Annotated in this window: 24 protein-coding genes and 1 other annotated feature; of the genes, 11 read left to right on the top strand and 13 right to left on the bottom strand. The window is 45.2% G+C overall.

Going from position 1 to position 24,947, the window contains the following annotated elements; genetic code table 11:
• The first annotated feature begins 375 nt into the window (after nucleotides 1-375).
• Nucleotides 376-1,356, top strand: coding sequence for a metal-dependent hydrolase (locus tag MKY23_RS23265; RefSeq protein ID WP_339832540.1), 981 nt, complete (start codon nucleotides 376-378; stop codon nucleotides 1,354-1,356).
• Nucleotides 1,357-1,456: 100 nt separating this feature from the next.
• On the opposite strand, the gene MKY23_RS23270 is transcribed toward MKY23_RS23265, so the two are convergent.
• Entirely contained in the window at nucleotides 1,457-1,672 is a 216-nt protein-coding gene (locus MKY23_RS23270) for an alpha/beta-type small acid-soluble spore protein (RefSeq protein WP_090919614.1), read from the bottom strand.
• A 119-nt stretch (nucleotides 1,673-1,791) separates the two neighbouring features.
• Here MKY23_RS23270 and MKY23_RS23275 point away from each other — a divergent pair, with 119 nt between their 5' ends.
• Nucleotides 1,792-1,989, top strand: a complete 198-nt coding sequence (locus MKY23_RS23275; RefSeq protein ID WP_123064719.1) for a hypothetical protein — start codon at nucleotides 1,792-1,794, stop codon at nucleotides 1,987-1,989.
• A gap of 136 nt (nucleotides 1,990-2,125) precedes the next feature.
• Here the strand turns inward: MKY23_RS23275 and trpS are convergent, their stop codons facing one another.
• Complete coding sequence (gene trpS / locus MKY23_RS23280) at nucleotides 2,126-3,118, bottom strand: tryptophan--tRNA ligase (RefSeq protein ID WP_090919620.1); 993 nt, start codon at nucleotides 3,116-3,118, stop codon at nucleotides 2,126-2,128.
• 313 nt (nucleotides 3,119-3,431) lie between these two features.
• Nucleotides 3,432-3,695: a binding site (T-box leader), on the bottom strand.
• 250 nt (nucleotides 3,696-3,945) lie between these two features.
• Here trpS and MKY23_RS23285 point away from each other — a divergent pair.
• Together MKY23_RS23285 and MKY23_RS23290 are read left to right on the top strand one after the other, a co-directional pair.
• Complete coding sequence (locus MKY23_RS23285; protein ID WP_339832544.1) at nucleotides 3,946-4,923, top strand: aldose 1-epimerase; 978 nt, start codon at nucleotides 3,946-3,948, stop codon at nucleotides 4,921-4,923.
• A gap of 203 nt (nucleotides 4,924-5,126) precedes the next feature.
• A complete protein-coding gene (locus tag MKY23_RS23290) occupies nucleotides 5,127-5,360 on the top strand; it encodes an alpha/beta-type small acid-soluble spore protein (protein WP_090919627.1) in 234 nt (77 codons plus the stop codon).
• Between the two features lie 127 nt (nucleotides 5,361-5,487).
• On the opposite strand, the gene MKY23_RS23295 is transcribed toward MKY23_RS23290, so the two are convergent.
• Both MKY23_RS23295 and MKY23_RS23300 read right to left on the bottom strand, forming a co-directional pair.
• Nucleotides 5,488-5,898 carry an O-methyltransferase gene (locus MKY23_RS23295; protein WP_339832546.1) on the bottom strand — a complete coding sequence of 137 codons (411 nt, stop codon included), beginning with the start codon at nucleotides 5,896-5,898 and terminating at the stop codon, nucleotides 5,488-5,490.
• A 288-nt stretch (nucleotides 5,899-6,186) separates the two neighbouring features.
• The gene (locus MKY23_RS23300; RefSeq protein ID WP_336121902.1) at nucleotides 6,187-7,986 is read right to left on the bottom strand and encodes a M3 family oligoendopeptidase; all 1,800 of its coding nucleotides are present in this window, start codon (nucleotides 7,984-7,986) and stop codon (nucleotides 6,187-6,189) included.
• 119 nt (nucleotides 7,987-8,105) lie between these two features.
• Here MKY23_RS23300 and MKY23_RS23305 point away from each other — a divergent pair, with 119 nt between their 5' ends.
• Nucleotides 8,106-8,276: a YycC family protein gene (locus tag MKY23_RS23305; RefSeq protein WP_154891084.1), complete on the top strand. Its 171-nt coding sequence runs from the start codon at nucleotides 8,106-8,108 to the stop codon at nucleotides 8,274-8,276.
• Nucleotides 8,273-8,503 carry a hypothetical protein gene (locus MKY23_RS23310; protein WP_090919639.1) on the top strand — a complete coding sequence of 77 codons (231 nt, stop codon included), beginning with the start codon at nucleotides 8,273-8,275 and terminating at the stop codon, nucleotides 8,501-8,503. Before MKY23_RS23305 ends, MKY23_RS23310 begins: the two co-directional genes overlap by 4 nt.
• A gap of 18 nt (nucleotides 8,504-8,521) precedes the next feature.
• Here the strand turns inward: MKY23_RS23310 and MKY23_RS23315 are convergent, their stop codons facing one another.
• Together MKY23_RS23315 and MKY23_RS23320 are read right to left on the bottom strand one after the other, a co-directional pair.
• Entirely contained in the window at nucleotides 8,522-9,253 is a 732-nt protein-coding gene (locus MKY23_RS23315) for a DUF2225 domain-containing protein (RefSeq protein ID WP_154891115.1), read from the bottom strand.
• 42 nt (nucleotides 9,254-9,295) lie between these two features.
• Entirely contained in the window at nucleotides 9,296-9,673 is a 378-nt protein-coding gene (locus MKY23_RS23320) for a globin (RefSeq protein ID WP_090919642.1), read from the bottom strand.
• A gap of 556 nt (nucleotides 9,674-10,229) precedes the next feature.
• On the opposite strand from MKY23_RS23320, the gene ylbJ reads away from it, so the two are divergent.
• Nucleotides 10,230-11,471: a sporulation integral membrane protein YlbJ gene (ylbJ, locus tag MKY23_RS23325; protein WP_154891085.1), complete on the top strand. Its 1,242-nt coding sequence runs from the start codon at nucleotides 10,230-10,232 to the stop codon at nucleotides 11,469-11,471.
• A 102-nt stretch (nucleotides 11,472-11,573) separates the two neighbouring features.
• Complete coding sequence (locus MKY23_RS23330; RefSeq protein WP_090919650.1) at nucleotides 11,574-12,377, top strand: NAD kinase; 804 nt, start codon at nucleotides 11,574-11,576, stop codon at nucleotides 12,375-12,377.
• A gap of 56 nt (nucleotides 12,378-12,433) precedes the next feature.
• Here MKY23_RS23330 and MKY23_RS23335 read toward each other — a convergent pair whose 3' ends face one another.
• Complete coding sequence (locus MKY23_RS23335) at nucleotides 12,434-12,856, bottom strand: YutD family protein (RefSeq protein ID WP_244159298.1); 423 nt, start codon at nucleotides 12,854-12,856, stop codon at nucleotides 12,434-12,436.
• Between the two features lie 14 nt (nucleotides 12,857-12,870).
• Nucleotides 12,871-13,770: a lipoyl synthase gene (gene lipA, locus MKY23_RS23340; RefSeq protein ID WP_090919653.1), complete on the bottom strand. Its 900-nt coding sequence runs from the start codon at nucleotides 13,768-13,770 to the stop codon at nucleotides 12,871-12,873.
• A gap of 200 nt (nucleotides 13,771-13,970) precedes the next feature.
• Between lipA and MKY23_RS23345 the strand changes: the two genes are divergently transcribed.
• Complete coding sequence (locus MKY23_RS23345; protein WP_338119214.1) at nucleotides 13,971-15,044, top strand: M23 family metallopeptidase; 1,074 nt, start codon at nucleotides 13,971-13,973, stop codon at nucleotides 15,042-15,044.
• A 137-nt stretch (nucleotides 15,045-15,181) separates the two neighbouring features.
• Here MKY23_RS23345 and yunB read toward each other — a convergent pair whose 3' ends face one another.
• The 3 genes from yunB to zwf form a co-directional block, all read right to left on the bottom strand.
• Entirely contained in the window at nucleotides 15,182-16,132 is a 951-nt protein-coding gene (gene yunB, locus MKY23_RS23350; RefSeq protein ID WP_154891086.1) for a sporulation protein YunB, read from the bottom strand.
• A gap of 250 nt (nucleotides 16,133-16,382) precedes the next feature.
• The gene (gene gnd, locus MKY23_RS23355) at nucleotides 16,383-17,276 is read right to left on the bottom strand and encodes a phosphogluconate dehydrogenase (NAD(+)-dependent, decarboxylating) (RefSeq protein ID WP_090919660.1); all 894 of its coding nucleotides are present in this window, start codon (nucleotides 17,274-17,276) and stop codon (nucleotides 16,383-16,385) included.
• A 371-nt stretch (nucleotides 17,277-17,647) separates the two neighbouring features.
• A complete protein-coding gene (gene zwf, locus MKY23_RS23360; RefSeq protein WP_154891087.1) occupies nucleotides 17,648-19,102 on the bottom strand; it encodes a glucose-6-phosphate dehydrogenase in 1,455 nt (484 codons plus the stop codon).
• Between the two features lie 424 nt (nucleotides 19,103-19,526).
• Here zwf and MKY23_RS23365 point away from each other — a divergent pair, with 424 nt between their 5' ends.
• Complete coding sequence (locus MKY23_RS23365; protein WP_154959706.1) at nucleotides 19,527-19,847, top strand: helix-turn-helix domain-containing protein; 321 nt, start codon at nucleotides 19,527-19,529, stop codon at nucleotides 19,845-19,847.
• Nucleotides 19,848-19,969: 122 nt separating this feature from the next.
• On the opposite strand, the gene MKY23_RS23370 is transcribed toward MKY23_RS23365, so the two are convergent.
• Nucleotides 19,970-22,432 carry an S-layer homology domain-containing protein gene (locus MKY23_RS23370; protein ID WP_339832558.1) on the bottom strand — a complete coding sequence of 821 codons (2,463 nt, stop codon included), beginning with the start codon at nucleotides 22,430-22,432 and terminating at the stop codon, nucleotides 19,970-19,972.
• Nucleotides 22,433-22,759: 327 nt separating this feature from the next.
• Nucleotides 22,760-23,920 (bottom strand): Gfo/Idh/MocA family oxidoreductase, encoded by a 1,161-nt coding sequence (locus MKY23_RS23375; RefSeq protein WP_339832560.1) that lies wholly within the window; start codon nucleotides 23,918-23,920, stop codon nucleotides 22,760-22,762.
• Between the two features lie 115 nt (nucleotides 23,921-24,035).
• Between MKY23_RS23375 and MKY23_RS23380 the strand changes: the two genes are divergently transcribed.
• Nucleotides 24,036-24,917: an AraC family transcriptional regulator gene (locus MKY23_RS23380; protein ID WP_339832562.1), complete on the top strand. Its 882-nt coding sequence runs from the start codon at nucleotides 24,036-24,038 to the stop codon at nucleotides 24,915-24,917.
• The last annotated feature ends 30 nt before the right edge of the window (nucleotides 24,918-24,947 follow it).

The raw sequence follows: 24,947 nt of genomic DNA on the forward strand, positions 1-24,947 counted from the left end.
CAAAATGATTTCGGTTAACGTGATAAATTAAATCTACGTTATCATTTCAGCCAAGGGATACATATGTATAATACAGTGCCTTCATTACGGGACATATCTTGGCTTATGACAAGGTCGTTGTTCACAAAATATGTCTCATCGCGACATGTTTATTAAATCCACGCGACTTCCGATATAAATTTTATCACAAGAAACCACGGAATAGTTTGACAATGTTCGTACATTTGTTGGGAAATGGACAGATTGTTCCCAGGGCTTAGCATGTTTTGCATCCATGCGGGTGGATAATATACACTAGAATTGGGTATCACCTAGATAGAGAAGGTTAATTTTGATGACGATACACTGACGTTACACCTTATAAAGGAGAGATTTATGGATACCTCTACACATTTTGTTATGGGCATTGGTTTGGCGGGTCTCGCCTATGTTGATCCTGTCGTTGCAACCGACCCCATGCTGGCAGCCGCCGTCATGGTAGGCACGATCGCCGGCTCCCAAGCCCCTGACATTGATACTGCACTGCGTTTTAAAAGTAATTCGCTCTATATTCGAAATCATCGGGGGCTGTCCCACTCGTTGCCGTTTCTGTTGTTATGGGTACTGCTAATTACGGGTGTGATCGGATTGATTTTTTCAGGAGTTTCACTTGGTCATGTTGCCCTCTGGACTGCTGTAGCTGTAGGCGTACATGTCTTTACCGACTTGTTCAATACGTATGGAACACAGGCTGCCCGTCCTTTTACAGAACGCTGGATTGCCTGGAACATCATTCATATCTTTGACCCGTTCCTGTTTACTACACATGTGATTGCGATTCTATTATGGGCTTTCGATCTTATTGCACCTGCCCCACTCTTTACTACGCTGTATATCCTGATTGGAATATATTATGTATGGCGTACCATCGCGCGGGCACTGGTGGTTCGAAAAGTGAGACGTATGGATAACAGTCCGGAACCAGCCAAATACATTGTGATTCCAACGATTTCCTGGAGCCGCTGGCATGTTGTCAAAACGAATAAGGATGGAAGTTATGAGCTTGGTAAGATCGATGGTTCTGAGCTGACCTGGAGCCTGCATGCCACCTCTTCCACTCATGCAGCCGTTGTAGCCTCACGCAAGGCACCGGAGGTTAGTGCATTCCTCTATTTCACTTCTTATGCTGTAGCCGAGGTGGAGGAACTTCCTGCCGGATATAAAGTTCGCTGGGCTGATGTTCGGTATCGACACCGGAAACAGTATCCCTTTGTCGCCGTAGTGGTCATGGATCGCAACTTCAAAACAATTGATACTTACGTAGGCTGGCTAAGTGATGAAAAAATGGATAAAAAACTTTTATCTGCTCGCCCTTGACGCAGACCTTGGTTGCAGGGCACAATCATTATAGGAACGATTGCGCGGGAAAAGCCCGGAGCGTTATCCGCTCCGGGCTTTTACTGCTTTGGTATATAAATTATTTGCCAGACAGAGACTGCTCAGCGATTTGTACCAGACGTTTGGTGATATATCCACCCAAAGATCCAGTCTCACGGGAAGTGTAGTTACCATAGTATCCGTCTTGCGGGATAGTTACACCCAGTTCTTGTGCAGCCTCCATTTTCAATTGTTGCAGAGCTGCTGTCGCTTGAGGCACCACCAAGTTGTTAGAAGAGCGAGATCCTTGAGCCATATTTAAAATCTCCTTTCAATCTGTGTCTGTAATGTATTGCAAGCTTGCAAGATTATTATGGCTCGCACGCTTCAGGTTATACGAAAATTCAATAAATTTGTACATGGAGGTTTTTCCCAATGAGCAAAGGCTTATCCTTATGGTTTGCATTTTCTTCGATAGTTTTGTTAACGGTTACAGCAATCACGATTTCTTACAACGGCTGGCTTGCAGCCCTGCTGTTTGTTCTATCCATGGCTAATATCGTTTGGGGATTTGTCATCCGGGCGAAAAAAGAACGTCAGGAAGCCCGCTCGGCTTCCGAATCAGCTTCATAAGCTATCGCTATCATATGAAGTTAATAAGTCAAAAAAAAGGAGGCGGATGGATACATCCGTCTCCTCTTCTATGTTCACATGATTAAGCGTTCATGGTCTTTATGCTAAATTGACTTTGCTGAACCTGTATTCCCAATTACAACTTACGTCTAGGAACGAAACCCATCCGCTCTTTCACCGCATCCAGCGTCTTCGCAGCATCCTCTTCAGCACGACGTGCCGAAGTCTCTAATACATCTGCAAGCTCACCAGACTCACGAATTTCGTTGTATCTTGCTTGTAACGGTTCGATAACAGAGACAACGACTTCGGCGAGTTCCTTTTTGAATGGGCCGTACATTTTGCCTTCGTAGCGCTCCGCCACCTCATTCAGTGTCATACCCGCACATTCCGCATAGATGCTCATCAAGTTGCTCACCTCTGGCTTATTCGCCGGATCATAGACAACTTCACGACCGGAATCCGTCGTAGCACGGCTAATTTTTTTGCGAATGACATCCGGCGGATCTAACAGGGCGATATAACTTCCTGCATTGGGGTTACTTTTGCTCATTTTTGAGGAAGCATCATCCAGTGACATGACACGCGCACCGACCTGTGGAATATAAGGTTCAGGAATGGTGAAATATTCTCCGTAACGATGGTTAAAGCGCCCTGCCAGATCACGAGTCAGCTCCAGATGCTGTTTCTGATCTTCCCCGACAGGCACGAGATCTGCATTATACAGCAATATATCTGCAGCCATCAGGGATGGATAAACGAACAGTCCTGCGCCGACAGAATCTTTGCCGGAAGATTTGTCTTTAAACTGGGTCATACGCTCCAGCTCACCCATAGAGGTGAGCGTTGTCATCAACCATCCGAGCTCTGCGTGCTGTGGTACGTGAGATTGCAGGAATACGTTTGATTTGCTCGGATCAATTCCTGCCGCGATGAACAATGCGGCCACAGCCTCGGACTGTTCACGCAGTGCCGCTGGCTCCTGTGCCACTGTAATAGCATGAAGATCTACAACCATAAAATGACACTTATAGTCATGCTGTAATTTCACAAAATTTTTAATCGCACCAATGTAGTTGCCCAGTGTAAGCTTACCGCTCGGCTGAATACCTGATAATACCGTTTTCATCTGATACGCCTCCCTAATTCACGTAGATTCTAAATAAGTTGAACTCAAGATTTTACACAACCCACTTCGATGACAGAATAACCTTCCAATCGCTGTTATCCCCAGATTTTTTTGATTCTTTATTTCAAAAGGAAAAATCCGGTGATAAAGGCGAACGCTTCGCTTTTCCAGGTTTTTTCTATCCTCTCCGTTATCGTGTAAATGAATCGTCCAACTTAAATAGAAATTAGAATTTTAAACTTTGAACTTCTTAACTTCCAACGCTTGGACACGAAGCATCTTCGCTCTGCGAACGCAAAAAAGCCCCACATCCGCAAGGGACGTGAGACCGTGGTGCCACCCTTATTCGCTTTCCTCTCCGCTATCCGGATATGCAGGAATATAGCAGGAAAAAAGCCTTCATTGTTCCTTAACGTGGAATAACCGGCATAACCTAATGAGATCTCCCTGTATAGCTCGATCTGTTCAGTTATACACTCAAGGGTCCATTCAAAAAAGAGCTCACACCAGTTCGCATCCACCACTGGCTTTCTGAAGAGAATACTCCTTGCCTACTTGTCCCCGTCATCGCTTTGATATCATTCAGTTCATAAAAAGCTTTTAGAATTCCATATTAATGCCCATAAGCCTGAATGTCAAAATGAGATGAGTTTTTTTTCGCGAAGCTTGAAAATCTGTTATGATGGTATTGCTTATCCTGTGAAGGCTATGAAGCTGATTACAGGATGTCTCAAAAAGTTGGAATGATCACAATGACACGCCTGCAGCAGTTCAGCAAGCACAAAACTGCATGCAGACAGATTTCAAGTGGGAAAAGGAGCATCGATATGAAACAAGTGACCAAAGGTCAATGGAATGGTTACGACACGTATATCCTACATAGCCGTGAATTGGAAATCACCCTGCTGCCTCGTCTGGGAAATAACATCATCTCGATTCGCGATTTGGTGCAGAATAGGGATATCGTTCGTCGCCCGGACGAAAACGATCTGGCTTTCTATTTACAGAAGCCCTATCATTTTGGAGTCCCGTTGCTCATACCACCAGGACGTATTCACCAGGGACAATTCGAGTATGAAGGTGTACGTTATCAGTTCGATCAGAATACGGCGAATGGCAACCATATTCACGGTCTCCATCGCAGCCAGTCCTGGTGTGTCAGTGATATTGAAGAAGATGAGGACGGCTGTGCAATCACAACCGAACTATTAACCGAAAATGAAAAACATTGGATGGAACAGTTCCCCATCCCTCTGAAACTTGAAATGACATTCAGCTTGAAAAATGCTGTACTGACCCAGCGGTTGCGTGTCACCAATTTGAGTTCAACACCTGCTCCCTTTGGGATGGGATATCATACATGGTTTTTGCTCGACGGTAAACCTGCAGACTGGACACTACAGCTACCTGTTTCCGGATTGTATGCACAAAATGAAGATCAGTTGCCTACAGGCGAAATAGAAAAGTTACATGATGAATGGTCCTCTATCGGGGAAGGAATCAGCATGCAGGGAAGAGACTGGGATACGTTGCTTCGTGCGGCGGAAGGTCAGCCTGCAGTGGCTCATTTGCGGAGAAAAGATGGATATACACTGAAATATTCAGTAGATGAAGCATTTTTCAAACACTGGGTTTTGTATACCAAAGGAGAATCCGATCAATTCTTGTGTATTGAACCTTACACCTGGTTGCCGGATGCGCCGAATCTGCCATTGACTGAGGATGTAACTGGACTGATCCGGCTTGAACCAGAGCAACCTGTAGAGCTGTTCACCCATATTGAGGTAGTTCCACCAATTGACTAAGCAATACTTTTTTTACAATAGATGAACTACCTCGACTTTTGCTATTCTCGCAATGATGCAAAACAAGCCGATCCGCAATGGATCGGCTTTTTGAGTTGACATGCCTTCGTTTGATTATCCATATATTCCCTTACGCCATATCATGTATATTTCCTCATTCTCGATCCATACTAACATCACTAACCCACAAGGAGGTGAGACATATGTACGGAAGCCAAAACCAAGGTGGCGGAAGCCGCTCCAACAATCTGGTAGTACCTCAAGCGAACGCAGCATTGCAACAACTGAAAATGGAAGCTGCGCAAGAGCTGGGTGTAACAATTCCTCAAGATGGTTACTACGGTAACTATACTTCCCGTGAGACTGGATCTCTGGGTGGATATATCACCAAACGTCTGGTACAAATCGCTGAGCAGCAATTATCGGGTCGTTCGTAAGCTCGTAATTATTGCTTGAGTGTTGCTGAAAATGAATGGCGGCCTTCTTCGGAAGTGCCGCTTTATTTCTTTCTGTAGTAAACAATGTGTAATAAACTTAACGATATCATTCTCTGGTTTTGCTAAATTATGAGCCAGATCCCATCCCCGAATCCAGATATGTATTCGTTCTAGGGTAGCGAATCATCAAGTTCGCCATGTTGTAATTGGATTCCATCGTCGCATCGATCATGATCATGCCTTGTCTGACGGTAAAGTCATAGCTAATTTCGCCATGTGTCCAATTCCGCTTAAATTTCAGTGTCTCCAGTGCCATAGCGCGGAAGGAAGCACGTTGCGTATGATTAAGTCCCTCACCCTCCATCTCCATCCGTCCATCTTTACCGGTTATCGGATTATGTCGAATGCCGAATTTCCCAATAACGTTATTTCGTATTTGCACAAAAACTACCCCTGAATCTAATCCTGACAACTCCTGATCAAGCTCTTTAAACACCAGATCTAACTGTCTTGCTAATGAAAGTTGCTCCGTTTTCACGTTAACACTCCTCCTGTTATGCTTTTAGTCCTATAAAGCAAGGACTTACGACTCATTATATGACATCATATACGCTTACTCAACAAATATAAACAACTTTGGGTAATTATCCCTATAATTTGCACAATTAATTGCCAATCCCCCCTCCTTAAAACGAGTTTTTTCATTTATTTACGACAAAATATACATTCGACTTTAAGGCGCATTACAAATAAAAGAAGCCATGATAGATGTCTGTCAGACAATCCATTATGGCTCTCTTTTTATTGAAATGAGTTTGCTTCTCTATTATTTTATTTTTGATGTCATCTCTAAAAATTGCTCAATATCGGCAATAACTAAATTCGCAGCATTTTGCCAGAAGTCCGGTTGTGTCAGATCTGTACCCAGATGTTTCTGAGCTAGTTCCTCCACAGTCATTCGTCCAGTATCACGCAGCAAATCATCATATTTCCCCGCAAAAGCCGTACCTTCTTGTTGTGCCCGAGCATAGATTCCCGCACTAAACATGTACCCGAAGGTGTATGGGAAGTTATAGAAAGGTACACCTGTCAGATAGAAATGCAGTTTCGATGCCCAGAAATGAGGATGATTTGATGCCAGAACGCCGCAGTATGCCTCTTCTTGAGCCTCCACCATTAATCTGCTCAACTCGTCGGCACTTACCAGGCCTTTCTTACGTTGCTCATAGAAACGATTCTCAAACAGGAAACGGGCATGAATGTTCATAAAGAACGCAACACTACGCTGTATTTTATCTTCAAGCAACGCCAGCTTCTCCTGCTCATCACTTGCAGTTTGCACCAATGCATCGGCAACGATCATCTCTGCGAATGTAGAAGCCGTCTCAGCTACGTTCATCGCGTAACGCTGATTCAATGCCGGCAGTTCTTCCATGATATGCTGGTGGTATCCATGACCAAGTTCGTGCGCGAGTGTGGATACATTCGACGCCGTTCCAGAGAAGGTCATAAAGATGCGAGTCGCTTTGCTTAGTGGCAGTGAAGTGCAGAATCCCCCTGGACGTTTACCTGGACGATCTTCGGCTTCAATCCATCGTTTCTCAAAAGCCATCTCTGCAAAGCTCGACAGTTTGGGACTGAACTTGGCAAATTGCTCCACGATTGTCTGAGCTGCCCCGTCATACGTCACTTTACCAACAGACTTGCCTACCGGTGCTTCTACATCGCTCCAGCTTAGCTTATCGACACCCAGCAATTGGGCTTTTCGCTCCAAATACTGTACAAGTACCGGTTTGGCTCCGTTGATGACTTCCCACATCGTATCCAGCGTTTGGCGTGACATCCGGTTGATGGAGAGAGGTTCTTTCAAGATATCATGCCAGCCACGCTTCTCGTACAATTTTAGACGGAAACCCGCAAGATGATTCAACGTGTCTGCGCAGAAATCCTCCACATCTGTCCAGGCCTGCTCCCAGGATGCATATACCTGCTCACGCACTGCACGATCACTGTCACTAAGCTTGTTAGCGGCCTGTCCTGCGGACAGCATAACTGTCTCCCCATCCTGTTCAAACGGGATATTCACTTTACTTACAATTGTATTGTAGAATTTGCCCCAACCATGATAACCATCCACAGCCAGATCCAGAGCAAGCCCTTCCAGCTCCGGTGACAATTTTTCTTTCGCTTGTGTACGACTCTCGTTTAACACAAAGGACAAAGGTTGGATTTCAGGACGTTCAAGCCATTCCGTCCATACATCTTCTGGCATCTGGCTAAGTGTATTGTCGAATTTGGATTTACTGCTGCTGAGCATCGCAGCAATGGAACTAACAGTCCCTTGAAGTTGAGTCGCTTTTTTATCTTGCTGATTTTGAGCGGACAGACAAGATACGAACGCAGACCCTTCAGAGATTCGAACATAACAATTTTGCAACAGTTCAAGAATAGGATCAAAAGCCTCTGTATCTTTCAATGTTGCTGGAGCAACCGTTTGATTCAAAGTTTCTTGCAACTTTCGCACATCCGTTTCCAGCTTACTCAGATATGCGGCGAATGCTTCGGAAGAAGAACCTCCACTAAAGATGGACTCCAGATCCCATACAGGATGTAATGGCATTTTCATCTAATAAGGCACCTCTTTCTATAGATTCGGGTGAATAGAATTGAATTAAAAACTGGTTTTATACGCAACGTATCTCTATACTAGAGAAATAATAAGCAACTTTTTCAGGAGGTAAGTGTATGAAACCTTTACAAGTATCGGCTGAAACAGCCGTCAAATTAGCAGCATCTCTGGGCGTGCCTCTAGAACATCTGATGCATATGCCTCAACATATTCTCATGCAGAAGATTGCAGAACTGGCCAAGGAAGAGGCCGCTAAATCTTCAGATCAGGAAGACAAATCCGAATGATTCCTTTTGAGAACAGTTGGCCATACGATGTCATTATGGGGGATATCTATGTACAGCAATGCCCTTTTTGCGGTGCAAACAATGTGCTACTTCCCCTCAAACCCAAGGAACTCATCCGTATCCGTGAAGGAAAAAAGAAATTGCTTGTCTTTCCCTGCTGTAATAGCAGCATGACCGTCATTGATACCGATAACGATTACCTGTTGTCCAGTCGTCCTGTTCGATAAATACATCCTGCAATACACTTAGAGAGGGCTGCGCTTTGCAGCCTCTTTGTCTGCTTCCAGCATCTCTTGTGGCAGTTCCATTTTTCCTGATATCATCTGTTCACGTAGCAACGCCCATTGTTCTCTTGACGCACGAATCATCGCTGCATCTGTAATGCGTTTGTCATGAATGACTCTACCGAACCATTGAACCGCTTCATGGAACCTTCCTACTCTGCGATTCAGTTCTCCAAGCAGATATAGTAACTTCGCCTCATTACCGCCTGTTCCTTCCCGTTCAAACACCTTGATATAAGCTTCCAGGCTGAACTCGAGAAAACGATGCTCCTGTGTATGATCTTCCATATACCGATACAACCAGGCTATATGATGCAACAGGCCAGCAACGACACGATCCTTTTCCTGAATAACCTGAGCACATAGCAGACCCAATTTGTACGTAGCAAGTGCCTGTTCCAGATTTCTTGCTCCACTATAATCTCGCTTAACCCAGCGGTTTCCGATCTGCTCGATGAACGCCTTGCGCTGTATCTCATTCAGATTACCTGAAGAATTTTCGGTAGAGGCAAATCCACACGAAGGACAGATTCGGACAACATAAAAATCCGGATTTTCCTGTTTGTAATAAGCACAAAAATCAGAATCTGTTCGGTAAGGCCGTTTCAAACTAGGTCTGACTCGTGACGTTTCAAATTCATTCTCGCAATAATGACATGTCACCTTCACCTTATACAGCGGCTCTAATTCCACTTGTTCCATCCCTCTCCCGTAAGGCTTGTCGTATATTTGGAACTATGGCGTATTCACAAAATGGTGAGCTGGCCCCGATAAACGCTGCAAAATAAACGAATGCAACGGTTCTTCCACACCAATTTGTGTTAACGCTTGATTCATACATGCAAGCCATGCCTCTGCTCGCTCTACCGTCACCTCAAAGTGCATATGACGAGCACGCATCATCGGATGTCCGTAGGCCTCAGAGAACAATGCAGGACCACCAAAAAATTGAGACAGGAACATGTATTGCTTGTCCATTACCGGAGTAATATCTTCCGGGAAGAGCGGTGCTAGTTGTTCATTCTGCAATACGATTGGATAAAAAGCCTCCACCAGCGCCCGAACACCTTGTTCACCGCCAAGATTGTCATAAATACTTAAACTGGAATTCATACTTCTTCCCTCCTTCAATATGTCGAATTTTGTAATATAACACATGCTACAGGAACATGATAAACAACAGATCAACAAGCTGGCCCTAAAAGCCAGCATCTTCATTCTATCAAAAAAAACCAAAAAGTCCTATATCACATGAAAGATCAGATTTGACCAGAGCCTTACGTACCAAGGAGTTCCGGGCCAAAATGACAAAAAAAGCGCCAACCTTCAAGGCTGGCGCATCACATATTCCATTAATAACTTCGCCAATCTTCCTCTTCAGTACGCACCAGCGAGGCACGTATCACATACACAAATGCACAGACCAGGACTCCGGCGACAAGACTCATGATCATCACTCCATCCTTATTGATTCCACCTTTATGGCAATTAGGTGACGTTCAGGCGTTTTTACCATTTTAGCATACATCATTCAAAAACACAGCCACTTTTGCAAGCGCTTTCCCATTATTATTTTGTACTGTTTGTCCGATCTTTTTCATATATTTATGGCAAAAGCTCCATCATGGACTGTGATTCCTGCATCTTAACCCTAAAAGGAGAGAAATTCATGAACGTTTCAAAGCGCATCATGCAAATCCTGGTCATCCTTGCTCTCCTTTTCTTTTGTGTTCTGATGGCTTTGTACCCATCTGAAACTTGGCATGCCAGTGTGAGGGGACTATCGATCTGGTGGGATGTTCTGTTCCCTTCCCTTTTTCCATTTCTGGTTTTATCCGAGTTGCTACTCGGTTTTGGTATTGTGCATTTTTTGGGTACATTGCTTAATCCACTTATGCGCCCGATATTCCGCGTTCCCGGAAGCGGCGGGTTTGTCTTTGCCGTAAGCTGTGCTTCTGGTTACCCTACAGGGGCTAAACTGACCGCACAATTATGGGAACAGAAACTGGTTACAAGAGAGGAGGGTGAGCGCTTGGTTGCTTTCACTACCTCATCTGATCCGATCTTTATGATTGGGGCTGTGTCTGTCGGTTTTTTCCACAATACGTCCATCGCTCCAATTCTTGTGGCCTCCCATTACTCTGCGGCTATTCTTGTAGGTGTGCTCATGCGTTTCCATGGCCGTCCCGCTGCAACTCTACCGTCTGAATCCCCTCCCGCTCACGGAGAGCATCGCAACCGTTTCCTGAGTGCGATCTATGCGATGCACGAAGCGAGACAAGCCGATGGGCGGACCTTAGGGGAATTGCTTCGGCATGCTATATCCTCTTCCCTCCGGCTTATTATTATCGTAGGCGGGCTAGTTGTATTCTTCTCCGTCATTATGGAATTATTGGTTCAGACCGGATGGCTAGGCATGCTATACACTCTAACGGAACAAGGACTTCAACTTGCCGGTTTACCACCATCCCTGTCCCACAGTCTGGTCGGCGGATTATTTGAAGTGACACTTGGAGCCAAAGAAGCTGGAGCTGCATCCACCTCCATTCCTCTTGTCTTTAAAGTTGCTGCCGCTGCATTTGTACTTTCCTGGGGCGGGTTATCCGTACATGCGCAAATTATGAGCGTGTTAAGCAATACGCCAATGCGATACGGGCCTTTTTTACTGGCTCGAGCAATTCATGCGGCAATTGCACCTCTACTCGTCATTTTGTTATGGCCGCTATTCATGAACATATCGGCCTCGCCTGCATTTCTGGAGAACACGCTGAACCCTTCTGTCTTCGATCACACACCCGGATGGAATGTCATTGGAATAACAGGAATAAAGATGTTCGTCGGTATGCTCGCTACTCTCTTATGTCTTACCTGGATTCGTTCGTTACTGATTCCCAAACGGAGCGAAAAATAGGGCTTTGTCCAAATAGTTTGCCCAGAAGTTGAATCGGACGTTGTGTTCTGGCGCGGAATTGATTATCATCGGTAGTATAATGACCACAAAGGAGCTTTCATCTTGAGATACTATGTTCAAGACCGCGGAGACCAGTTATCGATTGATCTCAGTCAGCAGTTTCATGCGCTGGCGAAGGAAGAAGGATTCAAGCTGGATGCAGAATCGCCGGAGATTGTCATCTCCATCGGAGGCGATGGAACGATGCTTCAAGCTTTTCACAATTTCATCGACCGCATTCCGGATATTGCTTTTGTTGGGGTTCATACGGGCCACCTCGGCTTCTATGCCGATTGGAAGAAGGAAGAATTAAGGGAATTGGTTCGACTTATGAGCGGTAAAGGGGATCCCGATCTCCTTAAACCTCGTATTGTGAAGTATCCATTGCTCGAACTGGAGATTCGTAAGAAATCAGGTAACGCCTCGTACATCGCCCTGAATGAATTCACGTTAAAAGGGGTAGATGGTACCGTCGTAGCACAAGTGGACATCAACGACGTTACATTTGAGATGTTCCGGGGGGACGGGATCTGTGTTTCCACTCCTTCAGGTAGTACGGCGTACAATAAAGCACTCGGCGGAGCCATGGTACATCCAACGATTGAAGCTATTCAGATTGCTGAGATTGCATCCATTAACAACCGTGTCTACCGGACGCTCGGTTCACCTGTCATTTTGCCCAAGCACCACCATTGTGACATTTTCTCACGTAAAGATCAGCGTCTGTTGCTAACCATTGATCATGTCAATGTAATGGTGGAGGATCTGATCTCCGTTCGTTGCCAGGTCTCGGAGCAGAAGGTCAGTTTTGCGCGTTTTCGCCCATATCCGTTCTGGAACCGGGTTCGCACAGCCTTTCTTGATTAGGCAACATGTCTGACCAGCCAAAAGTTTATGTATACGCATCAAAAAAGCGGTCCTTCTCAGGAACCGCTTTTTGCTTTGGCTTGTGGCTGCTCTTTGCACTTCTGCAGTACGAAGTATGCACAGCCAAAGTTACAGTACTCGTTAATGTAATCCACAAGATAAGAGATGGTTGAATCCTTCGTTGCTTTGGGGTGATTGTCTCGATAAAAGCCTTTGAGTCTAAGCTGGCTATAACCCCAGTCACCAATAATATAGTCGTAACGCTCCAGCACTTCGCTGTACCGGTCACGGAACACTTCAGGGTTCCAACCCTGCTTGTGGTTCTGTACAATTTCATAATTTTTACCGCCGACTTGAACAATGACGGGTGCCTTAGGCTTTTCCTGCTCCTGTACAGACTCCTGTTCCGTTTCCTGCAGCTGTTGCTCGTTCTGTTGCTCGTTCTCCAGCTGTTCTTCCGTGTTTTTATTCTGTTCCAATCCGGATTCCTCCATCACGCGTGTGTTGCCGCCTGTTCCGTATGCTGATTCGCTGATTTTACCTGTTCATGGGCATGATAAGAACTGCGTACCATCGGACCGGATTCGACGTGACTGAATCCACGCTTCAATCCTTCTTGTTTCAATGTTGCAAATTCTTCAGGCGGATAATACTTCTCAACAAACAGATGTTTCTCGGATGGCTGTAAGTACTGACCAATCGTCATAATGTCACAGTTCACCGCACGAAGATCATCCATCGTTGCCAAAATTTCGTTATATTCTTCACCTACACCGAGCATAATACTCGATTTCGTTGGGATGTTAGGTTGCATCTCTTTGGCACGAGCGAGCAATTCCAGTGAACGTTTATACTTGGCTTTGGCACGCACCTTGTCTGACAACCGTTCAACGGTTTCGATGTTATGGTTCAAGATGTCCGGTTTAGCATCCATAACGATCTGCAGTGAATCCCGATCACCCATAAAATCCGGAATAAGCACTTCCACACTACACAGTGGCAGACGCTTGCGTACAGCTTTTACCGTTTCGGCAAAAATGGTTGCTCCTCCGTCCTTCAAATCATCCCGGGCCACACTTGTAATGACACAATGTTGCAGGTTCATTTGTTCAGCTGCTTCGGCTACACGTTCCGGTTCCTGTAAATCGAGTTCCGTAGGCAAACCGGTATTGACCGCACAAAATCGGCATGCTCTTGTGCAAATATCGCCCAAAATCATAAAAGTCGCTGTTCGATTCGCCCAGCATTCATAAATATTCGGACAACGTGCTTCCTCACATACGGTATGCAATGTTTTGGAACGCATCATGTTTTTAATTTCCTGGTAGTTATCTCCGGTTGTCAATTTGATCCGAATCCAGTCCGGTTTCGGTTCTTTAACACGTTTAGCCAATGCATAAACCTTCTTTCTACTGAAGTTAGGCTGTTGCTCGGAACATATTATACCATGAAAGGCTTGGAAAAACCCCCATTTGTCACATCTTGTGCTTACACAACGAAATGGATAAAAACAGAACGTTTGAAGAACGCTAAGATATAGCTTGATTTATCGGGCATAAGTGCATCATCTTAACGGAAAGGGGCTGCTTCCCTGTGCAACATCAGTGGATACTCCGAAATACGTACAGCTTTTGCATCAAAACGTTACTCGCAGGCGCGATGCTTCTCCCATTCCTGCCTGCTGATGTTTACGGTGAGTCTGTCCATACAACAATGACCCAACCCCAAGCTGCAGAGAGCAAAGCAACCGACATTTTTGCCGCACGTCGACATCTGTATGAAAGTATTGGTCAGATGACCCAAATTCCATGGTACAGGCTGGCCGCCATTGATCAGTATGAACGAACGATTACACGAGCACATCCCAAAGATCGTAAACACCCTGAACGTTTGACTGGTATTTTCTTGACGTCTCCGGCTTGGAGAGGCTGGCTGAACCCGGATGAGACAGACCAGCATCCGCAATCGATTCTTTTTTTCAATGGAAAAGGCAGAGATGGTTCAGGAGACGGGATTGCGGACTCCAACAACGATTTGGATGTACTCTACAGCATGGCGTCAATCATGCAGCAATACGGAAATAAACAGGAGGACTTTGGCATAGGCCTGTGGGAGTACTATCACAATTCAAGAGCCGTGCAGCGAATTCAGCAATTTGCGAAATTATATGAGCATTTTGACAATCTGGATCTATTCGGACATGCCTTTCCCGTTCCTTTGGGTACCAATTATTCCTATCGCAGCACATGGGGAACCAAACGAAGTTGGGGTGGATATCGCATTCATGAAGGTACAGATATCTTTGCTCCACATGGTCTGCCTGTTCGCAGTACATGTTACGGCATTGTGGAGATCAAGGGTTGGAATCCATTCGGTGGATGGCGGATTGGTATCCGGGATTTGAACAACCACTATCATTATTACGCTCACTTGTCCGGCTTTGATAAAGGAGTTCGGATCGGTGATGTGGTCACTCCCGGGCAGGTTGTAGGCTGGGTTGGCAGCTCTGGCTACGGCAAGCCGGGAACTCAAGGCAAGTTCCCCCCGCATCTTCATTACGGCATTTACCGGGACAGCGGTCTGCATGAATGGTCTTTCGATCCCTATCCGTTACTCAGACACTGGGAACAGGAAGAACGAAGCCAGAGAAACAAGAAGAGCAAGTAAAGGCGGACAGCATACACCTTGTTAAATACGCGCTCAAAAAGGGGAACCTCTACGATTGACGAGAGGTTCCCCTTTCTCTTTCTAGGGTTAAGCTTGATGGAATATTGCCTGAGAGCAAGCAATCCAGCGCTTCGCGCCTAATGCCCATTTTGTCCGGACTGAAAACTCCCGTTCAGATCAGGCGGGTCCAGTTCAAGTTCCAGCCCGTTTGACTGTGTATTGTTTCCCGGCGCTTGCTGCGGATTTGGAATCTGTGGCTGATTACCTGGTGTCTCACCACTATTGCGCGCGCCGTTTCCATTGCCATTACCACTGTTCGTACCACTTCCACTTCCCGTGTGACCGTTACCGCCGTTAGATACGCCTGCCTGCCCTGAAGGCAAGGCAATTGCGGGAGCATTACTACCGTTGCTTCCGACAGGCCTGCCCTGATTATCGTAATAATACATTGGTACATCACCCACAACAAGTAAATATGAGATCGGGATTTCGGTATCTACGGTCTCGGGTTCCATGTCAAAAGGAACTACAACAGCAACCTCGGCAATAATGTGGATGTATACCTCGACCAGAATCATGTTAATACCTGCATTCTGCTGACGGGTGTTCAGGTCAACCTTCACAGCCCCCTGAGGTTCAATACGAACGGGGATGCTTGGGCCAAAGGAAGCCATAACCGGGCTGCCCAGCGCCTGACCCAGCGGTATTTTTTCTTTTAACATATGCACGTTCTGAAGGGTAGACTGCACGACATTCATCGTACTTGCCGTGATGCGCATATGTTCGTTATAGTTCAGCATGAAACCTGAAACTTTGCCCGCCGTATCGGTTTTCCAATCAATCAGACCTTCCGTTGTCTTGCCTTCAGCAACCTGAGCCGTAATCGCTTTATTAATCGCCTCGGTTGCAATCTGCTTCACCCTGATCTTGGCCAGATGCATAATGGGCGGCTTCATCTTTTTGTCCACGTATGCAAAGCCCTGCATCAAACAAAATATAGCTACGAGCAAAGCAATTAACCATACTTTCCGCTTACCGCTTGGCGGCTTAGAGCGCCGTCTTCGGCTTCGCCATCTCTTTCGCATCATCGGAGCGTCCCTCCCCTGCGGGATGAGCCATAGGCTTATATGTTATCCATATGCGATGTTGTCCTGAAAAAGAAGGACAGCACGCTGCAATGCGCGACGGAGTGGCCTGATCGGCGAATCCGTAGGATGTGCACATCAGGCTACTCCAGGCGCAAAAAAACCTTCCGCCCGTAACAGATATGTCATCTGCACAGGCGAAAGGTTTACTTTTTACAAATAAGGAATCTTTAGGTTTGTTCTAATGAACAGATTAGTTTTTTTCCACCGCATGTCCACCGAATTCGTTACGCAATGCTGCAACGACTTTACCCGTGAACGTATCGGTTTCCAGGGAACGGTAACGCATCAGCAAGGACAGGGCGATAACCGGTGTAGCCGTTTGAAGGTCAAATGCCGTTTCAACGGTCCAGCGGCCTTCGCCGGAAGAGTGCATAACCCCTTTGATTTCATCCAGGTTAGCATCTTTGGAGAACGCACGCTCTGTCAATTCCATCAGCCAAGAACGGATAACGGAACCGTTGTTCCATACACGCGCAACTTGTTCGAAGTCGAAGTCAAATCCGCTTTTCTCCAATACGTCGAAGCCTTCACCGATGGAAGCCATCATACCGTACTCAATTCCGTTGTGCACCATTTTGAGGAAGTGACCACTACCTGCTTTACCTGCATACAGATAACCGTTTTCTACGGAAGTGTCTTTGAAAGCCGGCTCAACGATCGCCCAAGCTTCTGGATCTCCACCGATCATGTAACATGCACCGTTACGCGCACCTTCCATACCGCCTGAAGTTCCTGCATCCATGTAATGAATGCCTTGTGGTTTCAGCTGCTCATAACGACGGATGGACTCTTTGTAGTGAGAGTTCCCTGCTTCGATGATGATATCCCCTTTGGACAGTAGCGGGCTCACTTCAGCCAGCACTGCATCTACAACGTTATGAGGAACCATGATCCACAGCACGCGCGGAGATTCCAAGGATTCAACCATTTCTTTGTATGAAGACACGCCTTGAGCGCCGTATTCTTTCATTTCATTAACCGCTTCTGCATTCAGGTCAAAGGCAACCACTTCGTGTTTGTGATCAATCAGGTTTCTGCCCAGGTTCAAGCCCATTTTTCCGAGTCCGATAAGTCCAAGTTTCATGATAAAATCCTCCTGTTTTGCGAATGTTTTGAGTAGAATCAGGATACAGAACACATTCCGCTTTTGCCCACCAACCGTTCCGGTTACGGATCGTTCTTTCGATCGCTGTTGTATTCCAATTTTTATAATTTCCTAGCTGTACGGGTAAAATTGGACTACAAAGGCGAACACTTCGTTTCTGCAGAATCGATTCCGTCCCCTCCACTACGTGGTCCATGATGATGTGTTCTTAAGGCGTGATGCTTCTGCCATCTATATATAAAATGTTTGCGGCCTTCTGGCTGAATTAGTCAGAAGGTCTTATGCAAAATTGGAACGGTATAATTTTTAGCGATGAATTATTTAAAAATAGTTGAGGAATGTTTCCTCTCTTACCACCAACGGAATCCATTCTCCGCAGTCAGGCGATCGGCTGATTCAGGTCCATTCGAACCTGCACTGTACGTATCCAGTGGAATAGTACCTGCCGCAAAGGCTTCCTGAATCGGTTGTACCCACTGCCATGCCAGTTCAACTTCGTTCCAGTGTGCAAAGAAAGTAGAATCTCCACGCATCGCGTCAAAGATCAAGTTCTCGTACGCTTCAGGAACTTTACGTTCTCCTGAGTTAAAGGTCATATGCATCGGTTCTACCTCACCATGGTTCAGTGGGTTCTTCGCATTTAATTGAAGAGAGATACTTTCGCCAGGACCAATTTCCAGCGTCAACAGGTTTGGAGCCATCGTGTTTTCAGACTCATGTCCTGTTTTGAGCGGCGCCTTGAATTCAACGACGATTCGGGTTGATTTCTCAGCCATGCGTTTACCTGTGCGGATATAAAATGGAACCTCGTCCCAGAACGGATCATCCAACCACAGTCTTGCGGCTACATATGTTTCATTCTGTGAGTTTGCAGGAATACCAGGCTCGTCCAGATAACCCACAACTGCGGAACCTTGAAGCTCGCCTGCACCATATTGGGCACGAACCACTTCAGAAGTCACATTTTCTTTAGTCAAAGGCCGCAAAGACTCAGCGATTTTTTTCTTTTTATACTGAATTTCTTGCGGTGTGCAACGTTTCGGCAGATGCAGTGCAATCATCATCAGCAGTTGAAGCATGTGATTCTGGAACATGTCGCGGAGCGCACCACTTTGGTCATAATACGCAGCACGTTCCTCAACACCTACGGTTTCACTGGCTGTGATCTGTACGTTCGCAATGTAACGGTTAGACCAAAGTGCTTGAATCACCGGGTTGGCATACGTCAGTGTTTCGATGTTCTGCACCATTGGTTTTCCTAGGAAGTGGTCGATCCGATAAATTTCTTCTTCCGCAAAGGTATTGCTCAGCTTCTCATTCAGCTCACGAGCAGACTGCAAATCATGTCCAAATGGTTTTTCGATGATCAGTTTCTTCCAGCCTTTTGTGTTACCCAGGCCGCTTTCTTGAATATTCAGTGCGATTGGCTCGAAAAATTCAGGTGCAACCGACATATAGAACATGCGGTTTTCCGGGATATTCAATTCTTGTTCACGCTCTTGCACCAGCTGAAGCAACCGGGTGTAATCTTCAAGCTTCGTATTGTTCAGCGAACAATAACGGAAAGCTCCGATGAAATCGCGTACCTGTGATGCCTCCTCCGGCTTCTGACGGGAGAATTCCTGTAGTGACTTTTCCACATTCGCTTGGAAGTCTGCATCCGATAGTTCACGACGGCCCAAACCGATGACGGAGAATGCCTTCGGCATTTTCTGATCTACGTACAGATTGTATAATGCAGGGTAAATTTTACGCTTGGCTAAATCGCCTGTTGCCCCGAACAGGACAAATGTCATTGCATCCATTGGAGTGCCTCCTATGATCTGTGCAGTATAGTATATGATGTTGCAAAATGGTCAAATCCAAGCATGACAAAAGACGGAATAAGTGGGCACCTCGCCCGCCTTGCCTCCGTTTATTACCGTTGCCTCAATCAACCATGGGAACATTCCTTCTCTCCACAACCTTAATCAACTTTGATCAGGTTATAAATTGTAACCTTTAGAATTAACGTTACCCATATTACACCTGTCGTCACAATTCGTCAACATTCGTGTCTAACCTGTGAACTCCAGTGTTTACAGGGGTTTTGTTGAATGTTAACGCTTTATGTGGTAAGTTTAATAGCAATTGGATTGTGACATTTTATACATAAGACCTGTGGACAAGAAGGTTACAATAAGTATACTAAGTATAGTACAAGGGATACTAAACCAAAGGAGTACAGTTATGAACGATGATGAGAATGCCAAACAGATGTGCTCAAAAGTGGAACAATCTTATCAGATCATTGGCCGAAAATGGGTAGCTTTAATTATCCATGCGTTGATGGAAGAACCCAAACGCTTCAGTGAAATTCATGCTTATATTCCCGATCTGAGCAAACGTGTATTGAATGAACGTATGAAGGAATTGGAAGAAGAGGGATTGGTCGTGCGGCATGTCGTTACTGAACGTCCTGTTCGGACTGAATATATGTTGTCCCGCAAAGGAAGCGAACTCGGGCGCGCGTTAAGCGCTGTCGAGCGATGGGCGGACAAGTGGTTGTAACCGTTATGGTTCTGTTCTACAGGACCATGCACGACAATGGTCATTCATCATATTTTATCGCAGTTTCACACATTTAAATAAAAAAACGAAGGGAATTCATCCCTCCGTTTCTTGTATTATGGTTATTTCAAAGTTACATAAATCGTGTATGCACTATTCATATAGAACCGATATTTTCCTGGCTGTAAATCCTTGGTATCGAATTCAAAAACCTTTCCTTCTATATCTTGTGGAATTTCTAATTTCAATCCATGACCATCTCTGACTTCTTTTTCAAAATTGGCTATAGTACCATACGTATCTTCGTAAACGAAGTAAACCGGATCCCCACCATAGTCTAAAGTAAATTTAATCACAGTGCCAACAGGCTCCTGTATTCTCCATTCAGTTGGATGATCTACGAATACAGGCCGAGTAAATGAAACAAACTTCGATGTGGTATAAACTTGATTTTTATAAACACTATCCGTAGTAGAAACCGCGCCTTCTAATACCTTGAAGTAGGTATTTTTTCCCAGAACTTCCTTCTTGGGTTTGATCTCAATTCTGTTGTATTTGATGGAGACCTGGTCCTCTGGATCAAGAGGAACAAAATTGGGTGTTTGGGACCCTGTAGAAACGAGAATATAATCTCTTAATTTTCCTAGTTCAGACTCCATAATCATCCGATTAAAACTAATGGAATAAGATTCCCGAATGGAAACCCAGCTTCCACTCATACTTGTTGACTTCTGAACCAAAGGTTTATCGGGACCATCCATGACATTGTAATAACTAACTTGAGAACTATTATTCATTGCATCCAACACAAAAACTCTTAATCCGCCATAGTGATTAATTAGCTCAGCTGTTGGAACTTCTGTTCTTTCATTTGCCACGATAGGGAATTTAATAGCTGCTCCAGCTTTTACTGCTTCATCGAGAAGAATAAGATTTTTGCCATCAATATTCTGAGTAGTAGCATAAACAAAACCACTCCTAGGACTGTACACATATACTGACTCCGTTACTGTAATCGCTTGCTCCTCTGTTCCTAGTATAAAAAAGGAACCTCCCTCATAGCTGCCATATTGACCGCTTGGTGATGGGGTAGAACCTCCATTTCCCGGATTCGGGGTTCCTGGGGTTGGACTTCCAGAGTTTGAGTTACCCGTTCCACCAGTTGAACCTGAAGATGATCCATTGCTTACAGAGGGTGCATTTGAAGTTGGAATCGAACTGACAGGCTTGCTCGTACCGTCAATTTGTACGGTTGTATCTGAAGGTACCGAAGAACCTAAGTTCACTTTGTTTGGTGCCTTTTCCATAGTCACACCTACAGCGTTGACTGTAGCCTGTTCCACGGTACCTGTCCCAAACATTTTAACGGCTGCATTAAGGATAGCTGTTATTACTTTTGCTTCCTTACTAATCTGAACTTCGGTTCCCTCGGCCGAATCAGCAAAATTCAGCTCAGTGACCGTTCCAGAAGGAACTTGAATATTTATACTCTTAGCTTCCACATCTACGGTATCAAAATTCCCTTTAAGATATACTCTGGATTTTTCGGGAAGTGCTTCGGAGAGCTTGAGCTTATCGATTTTTGCAGTCCCATTAGATTCAATGTTAGCAGAAGTTTGAATGGTCATCTCATGTACTTGTGTTTTTCCCGAAGCTACCAGACGAACAGTGCCATCTTTTTTGTTGACAATAACCGTCAGCAGAACAGAATCTTCCAGATGTACACTGTTCTCTCCACCGCCATATACGTAAGTTTTTCCTTGAACGGTTACGTTCTTGAGGAATACATCACCTTGACCAACAGCTTTGCTGATGATCAGATCACCTGTAATAGTCATATTCTGAAGAGTGACACCCGAAGCGCCGATGACTACGTTTCCTTGGATTTCTTCTTTCTTGTCCTTCGAACCATACTGGCCTTCTTGTCCGTACCAGCTTCCATATGTACTAAAAGCCCTGTCTAGAATCTGTACTGCTTCCGCTCTGGTGACTGCACTATTCGGTTTAAAACTACCATTGCTATAGCCTACGACGATCTGCTTCTCGGCAGCAGCACTTACGGCCTCTTTACTCCAACTTTGAATATCCTTCTGATCTGTAAAACTTGTCTCTCCACTACCCTGCAAGTTTAAAATTCGTGATACTACGGTTGCTGCCTCCTGCCTTGTTAGTGTAGCATTGGGGTGGAAAGAACCGTCCTTGTAGCCTTGAATATATCCTGCTTGAACGCCTTTAGCGACATCTTGAGCATACCAATCAGATTGGGATACATCGGTAAAAGTTGAATGACCAACTTGTTCATACTGGAAAACACGATTAATCATAGTTGCCCACTCGGCACGTGTGATTTCTCCCTTAGGTAAGAAAAAATCTTGTTTATTTCCTTGTACGATCCCTCTGTCAGCCCATTTTTCAACGACTTCCTGAGCCCAATTCCCTTTTAGATCTTTGAACGTTTTTACGGCAACAGTTGCTTTCCCGCCACGATCATACACTGCGTCGGTTACAGATTCAGCCTGAACTGCTGTGCCCATACTTCCAAATAACAAAACTCCTGATAAAAATAAACTTCCCCACTTCTTCACGATACTCTTTCTCCTCCTCTGTTTTAATTCCAAAGACCTAATACTTTGGTTCTAATCTATTGAAAAGGGTATCATATAAATTACAAACTAACAATATTTTCATGCTATAGAATTCTTTTTTTCCCACTCCACATTTTTCTTCCACTTCATCTGCCCTGTTGATCGGGATTCAGTTCATCATTGCCAAAACTCTATGTTAATGTTCACCATCTTATTTTAATTTTTATTAAAAAAACACACTTTATCATAGATAAAGTGCCATCTTTCTCATTTTTATTTTTTGTTGCTTATTGAGGTACTACTTATCGAACGCTATCTTATCTGTGTTTACTCTTCATCCAATCGGCGTCCAAGCGTAATACCTATATCCTCAAAATTTTCAACAGACGACTTCTTCTCGTAAAAGTGAACCACATGCCGCATCATACTTTCTCTGGAATAAAATGTATCGTCCGATGGTATTGGAAAAACCACCTTCTCCCCCGTACTTGCAGACTTATATATCCCAACAATTAACTCCAGTGTATTCCGTCCGCTCTTTCCATCAACAACTAGCGATGTCCCATACTCTATAGCATCCAACACATTCTCAACCTGTCCGGCGTGGCCTGAATGAATAATTTCCGGCAATGCATCATACTGCTGCTGAAGCTGCCGTTCGAGATCCGGATTAGGTTCGGGGAATCCATGACTTTGCGAAGTGGATGCGACCACTTTCCAGGGAACGGACACGCGGGCTTCTTTTCCTTGAAAAATCAACTGCTGCTCCTCTCCGTGATGTACCACGGAACTTGTAATCATGCCCACTGCTCCCTGGCTGAAGCGTAGCATCGCCATAGATATGTCCTCCACCTCGGCATTATCATGCGCCGTATTGGCCATCATAGCCTGCACTTCGATGGGCGCCCCCATCATCCAGAGCATGGCATCTATATGATGTACCGCATGATTAAGCGTACAGCCGCCGCCCTCTTTTTCCCAGGTCCCGCGCCACCACAGATCATAATAGGAATGTCCCCGCCACCAGTAGGAGTCCACTTGAACATGGAGAATCGGCCCCATATGCCGGCTATCCAGTACACTTTTAAGCTTCATCATGGGAGTGGTAAATCGATTCTGGGCAATAACCGACAGCAGTGTGCCGCTATCATGCGCTACTTTCAGCATCTGGTCCGCTTCCTCCAATGAAGAAGCCATCGGTTTTTCAACTAATACATGCTTGCCTGCCTTCATGAAATCACACGCGATGGAAGCATGAGTATATGGAGGTGTACAGATCGATACAAGATCAATATCGTTTTGAAGTAGTTCATGATAATCCGCTACTGCCACAGCATCGTGTAGTCCGTATTCTTCAATTCGTTTTTGCGCTTTTTCCATATACACATCGACTACTGCCATAATCCGGCACCGCTCCGGGAACTTCATATACGCAGAGATATGCGCACTACTAATCGCACCCGCACCAATAATAGCTACATTAATCATCACTTTATCCCTCCCTTAGTTTCTTCACAATACCTCAGAATAGAGCGCTTTTATGCATGTATTCTGTGATAAAATATAACTATCTTGCGATGGTAAGGGAGGTCATCTGATTTCTATGCCACATATAAGTGATAGACAATTCAGCCTGGTATGCCGCCGTACATCCCGTGCAACCTTTCGTGAGGTTTTTCATGCTCATTCACAACTGGAATTAACTTATATTCATGACGGTTACGGGCAGTTGATTACCGAGGGAAAGGTATTTCCACTTGAACCGGGTACACTTATGATTTTCCGCCCCTTTCAGATGCACCATGTGCAAATTCAGGTATCCGAAGCACACCCATTTGTACGCACGGTGCTTATGGTAGAGTTAGAGTTACTACACGCATATTGGCCACACTTCATAACCACTCATCATTTTACCGAGCACCTTCTCAACGAGCAGCGTTCTATTCAACCGATCTTTCTCCTGCCCGATTCACTACTCATTCAGCGAATGGAACATTTCGGAGAACAATACCCTGAGTTATTACCTCATGAGCTTGCTGAAGATGCTTGTCTTTTTGTACTGGATGTACTTACGCAACTACGTCACATCTGGAGCACAACAGCCCGTCTCCCGGATCAGTATTTGTCAAACCAACCAACAGGTCATTCAGAAATCATCGATCCCCACGCCCAAGCAACCATGCAATGGATTGAGCAACACTACGCGGAACCTTTTCGTTTAGAACACATTGCGAGTGAGTTGCATCTATCTCCCTATCACCTGTCCCATGTGTTTAAAAAGGCGACCGGCACCAGCATTATTGCATATGCTCAGGCCACCCGTATTCGTCAAGCCTGCGTACTGCTCGGTCGTACATCTTTATCCGTTCCAGAGATCGGCCACCGTGTCGGCATGTCTAGCCCCTCTTATTTTTGCAAAGTATTTCGTAAAACCACCGGCACCACACCACACCAATATCGGTTGAGGATGAGAGGTAGCCATTAGATGGGACGGACGGAAAAAGAATAGCTAGCA

The organism is Paenibacillus sp. FSL R7-0272 (genome assembly GCF_037969905.1).
In the GTDB taxonomy this organism is placed as follows: Bacteria; Bacillota; Bacilli; order Paenibacillales; family Paenibacillaceae; genus Paenibacillus; species Paenibacillus polysaccharolyticus.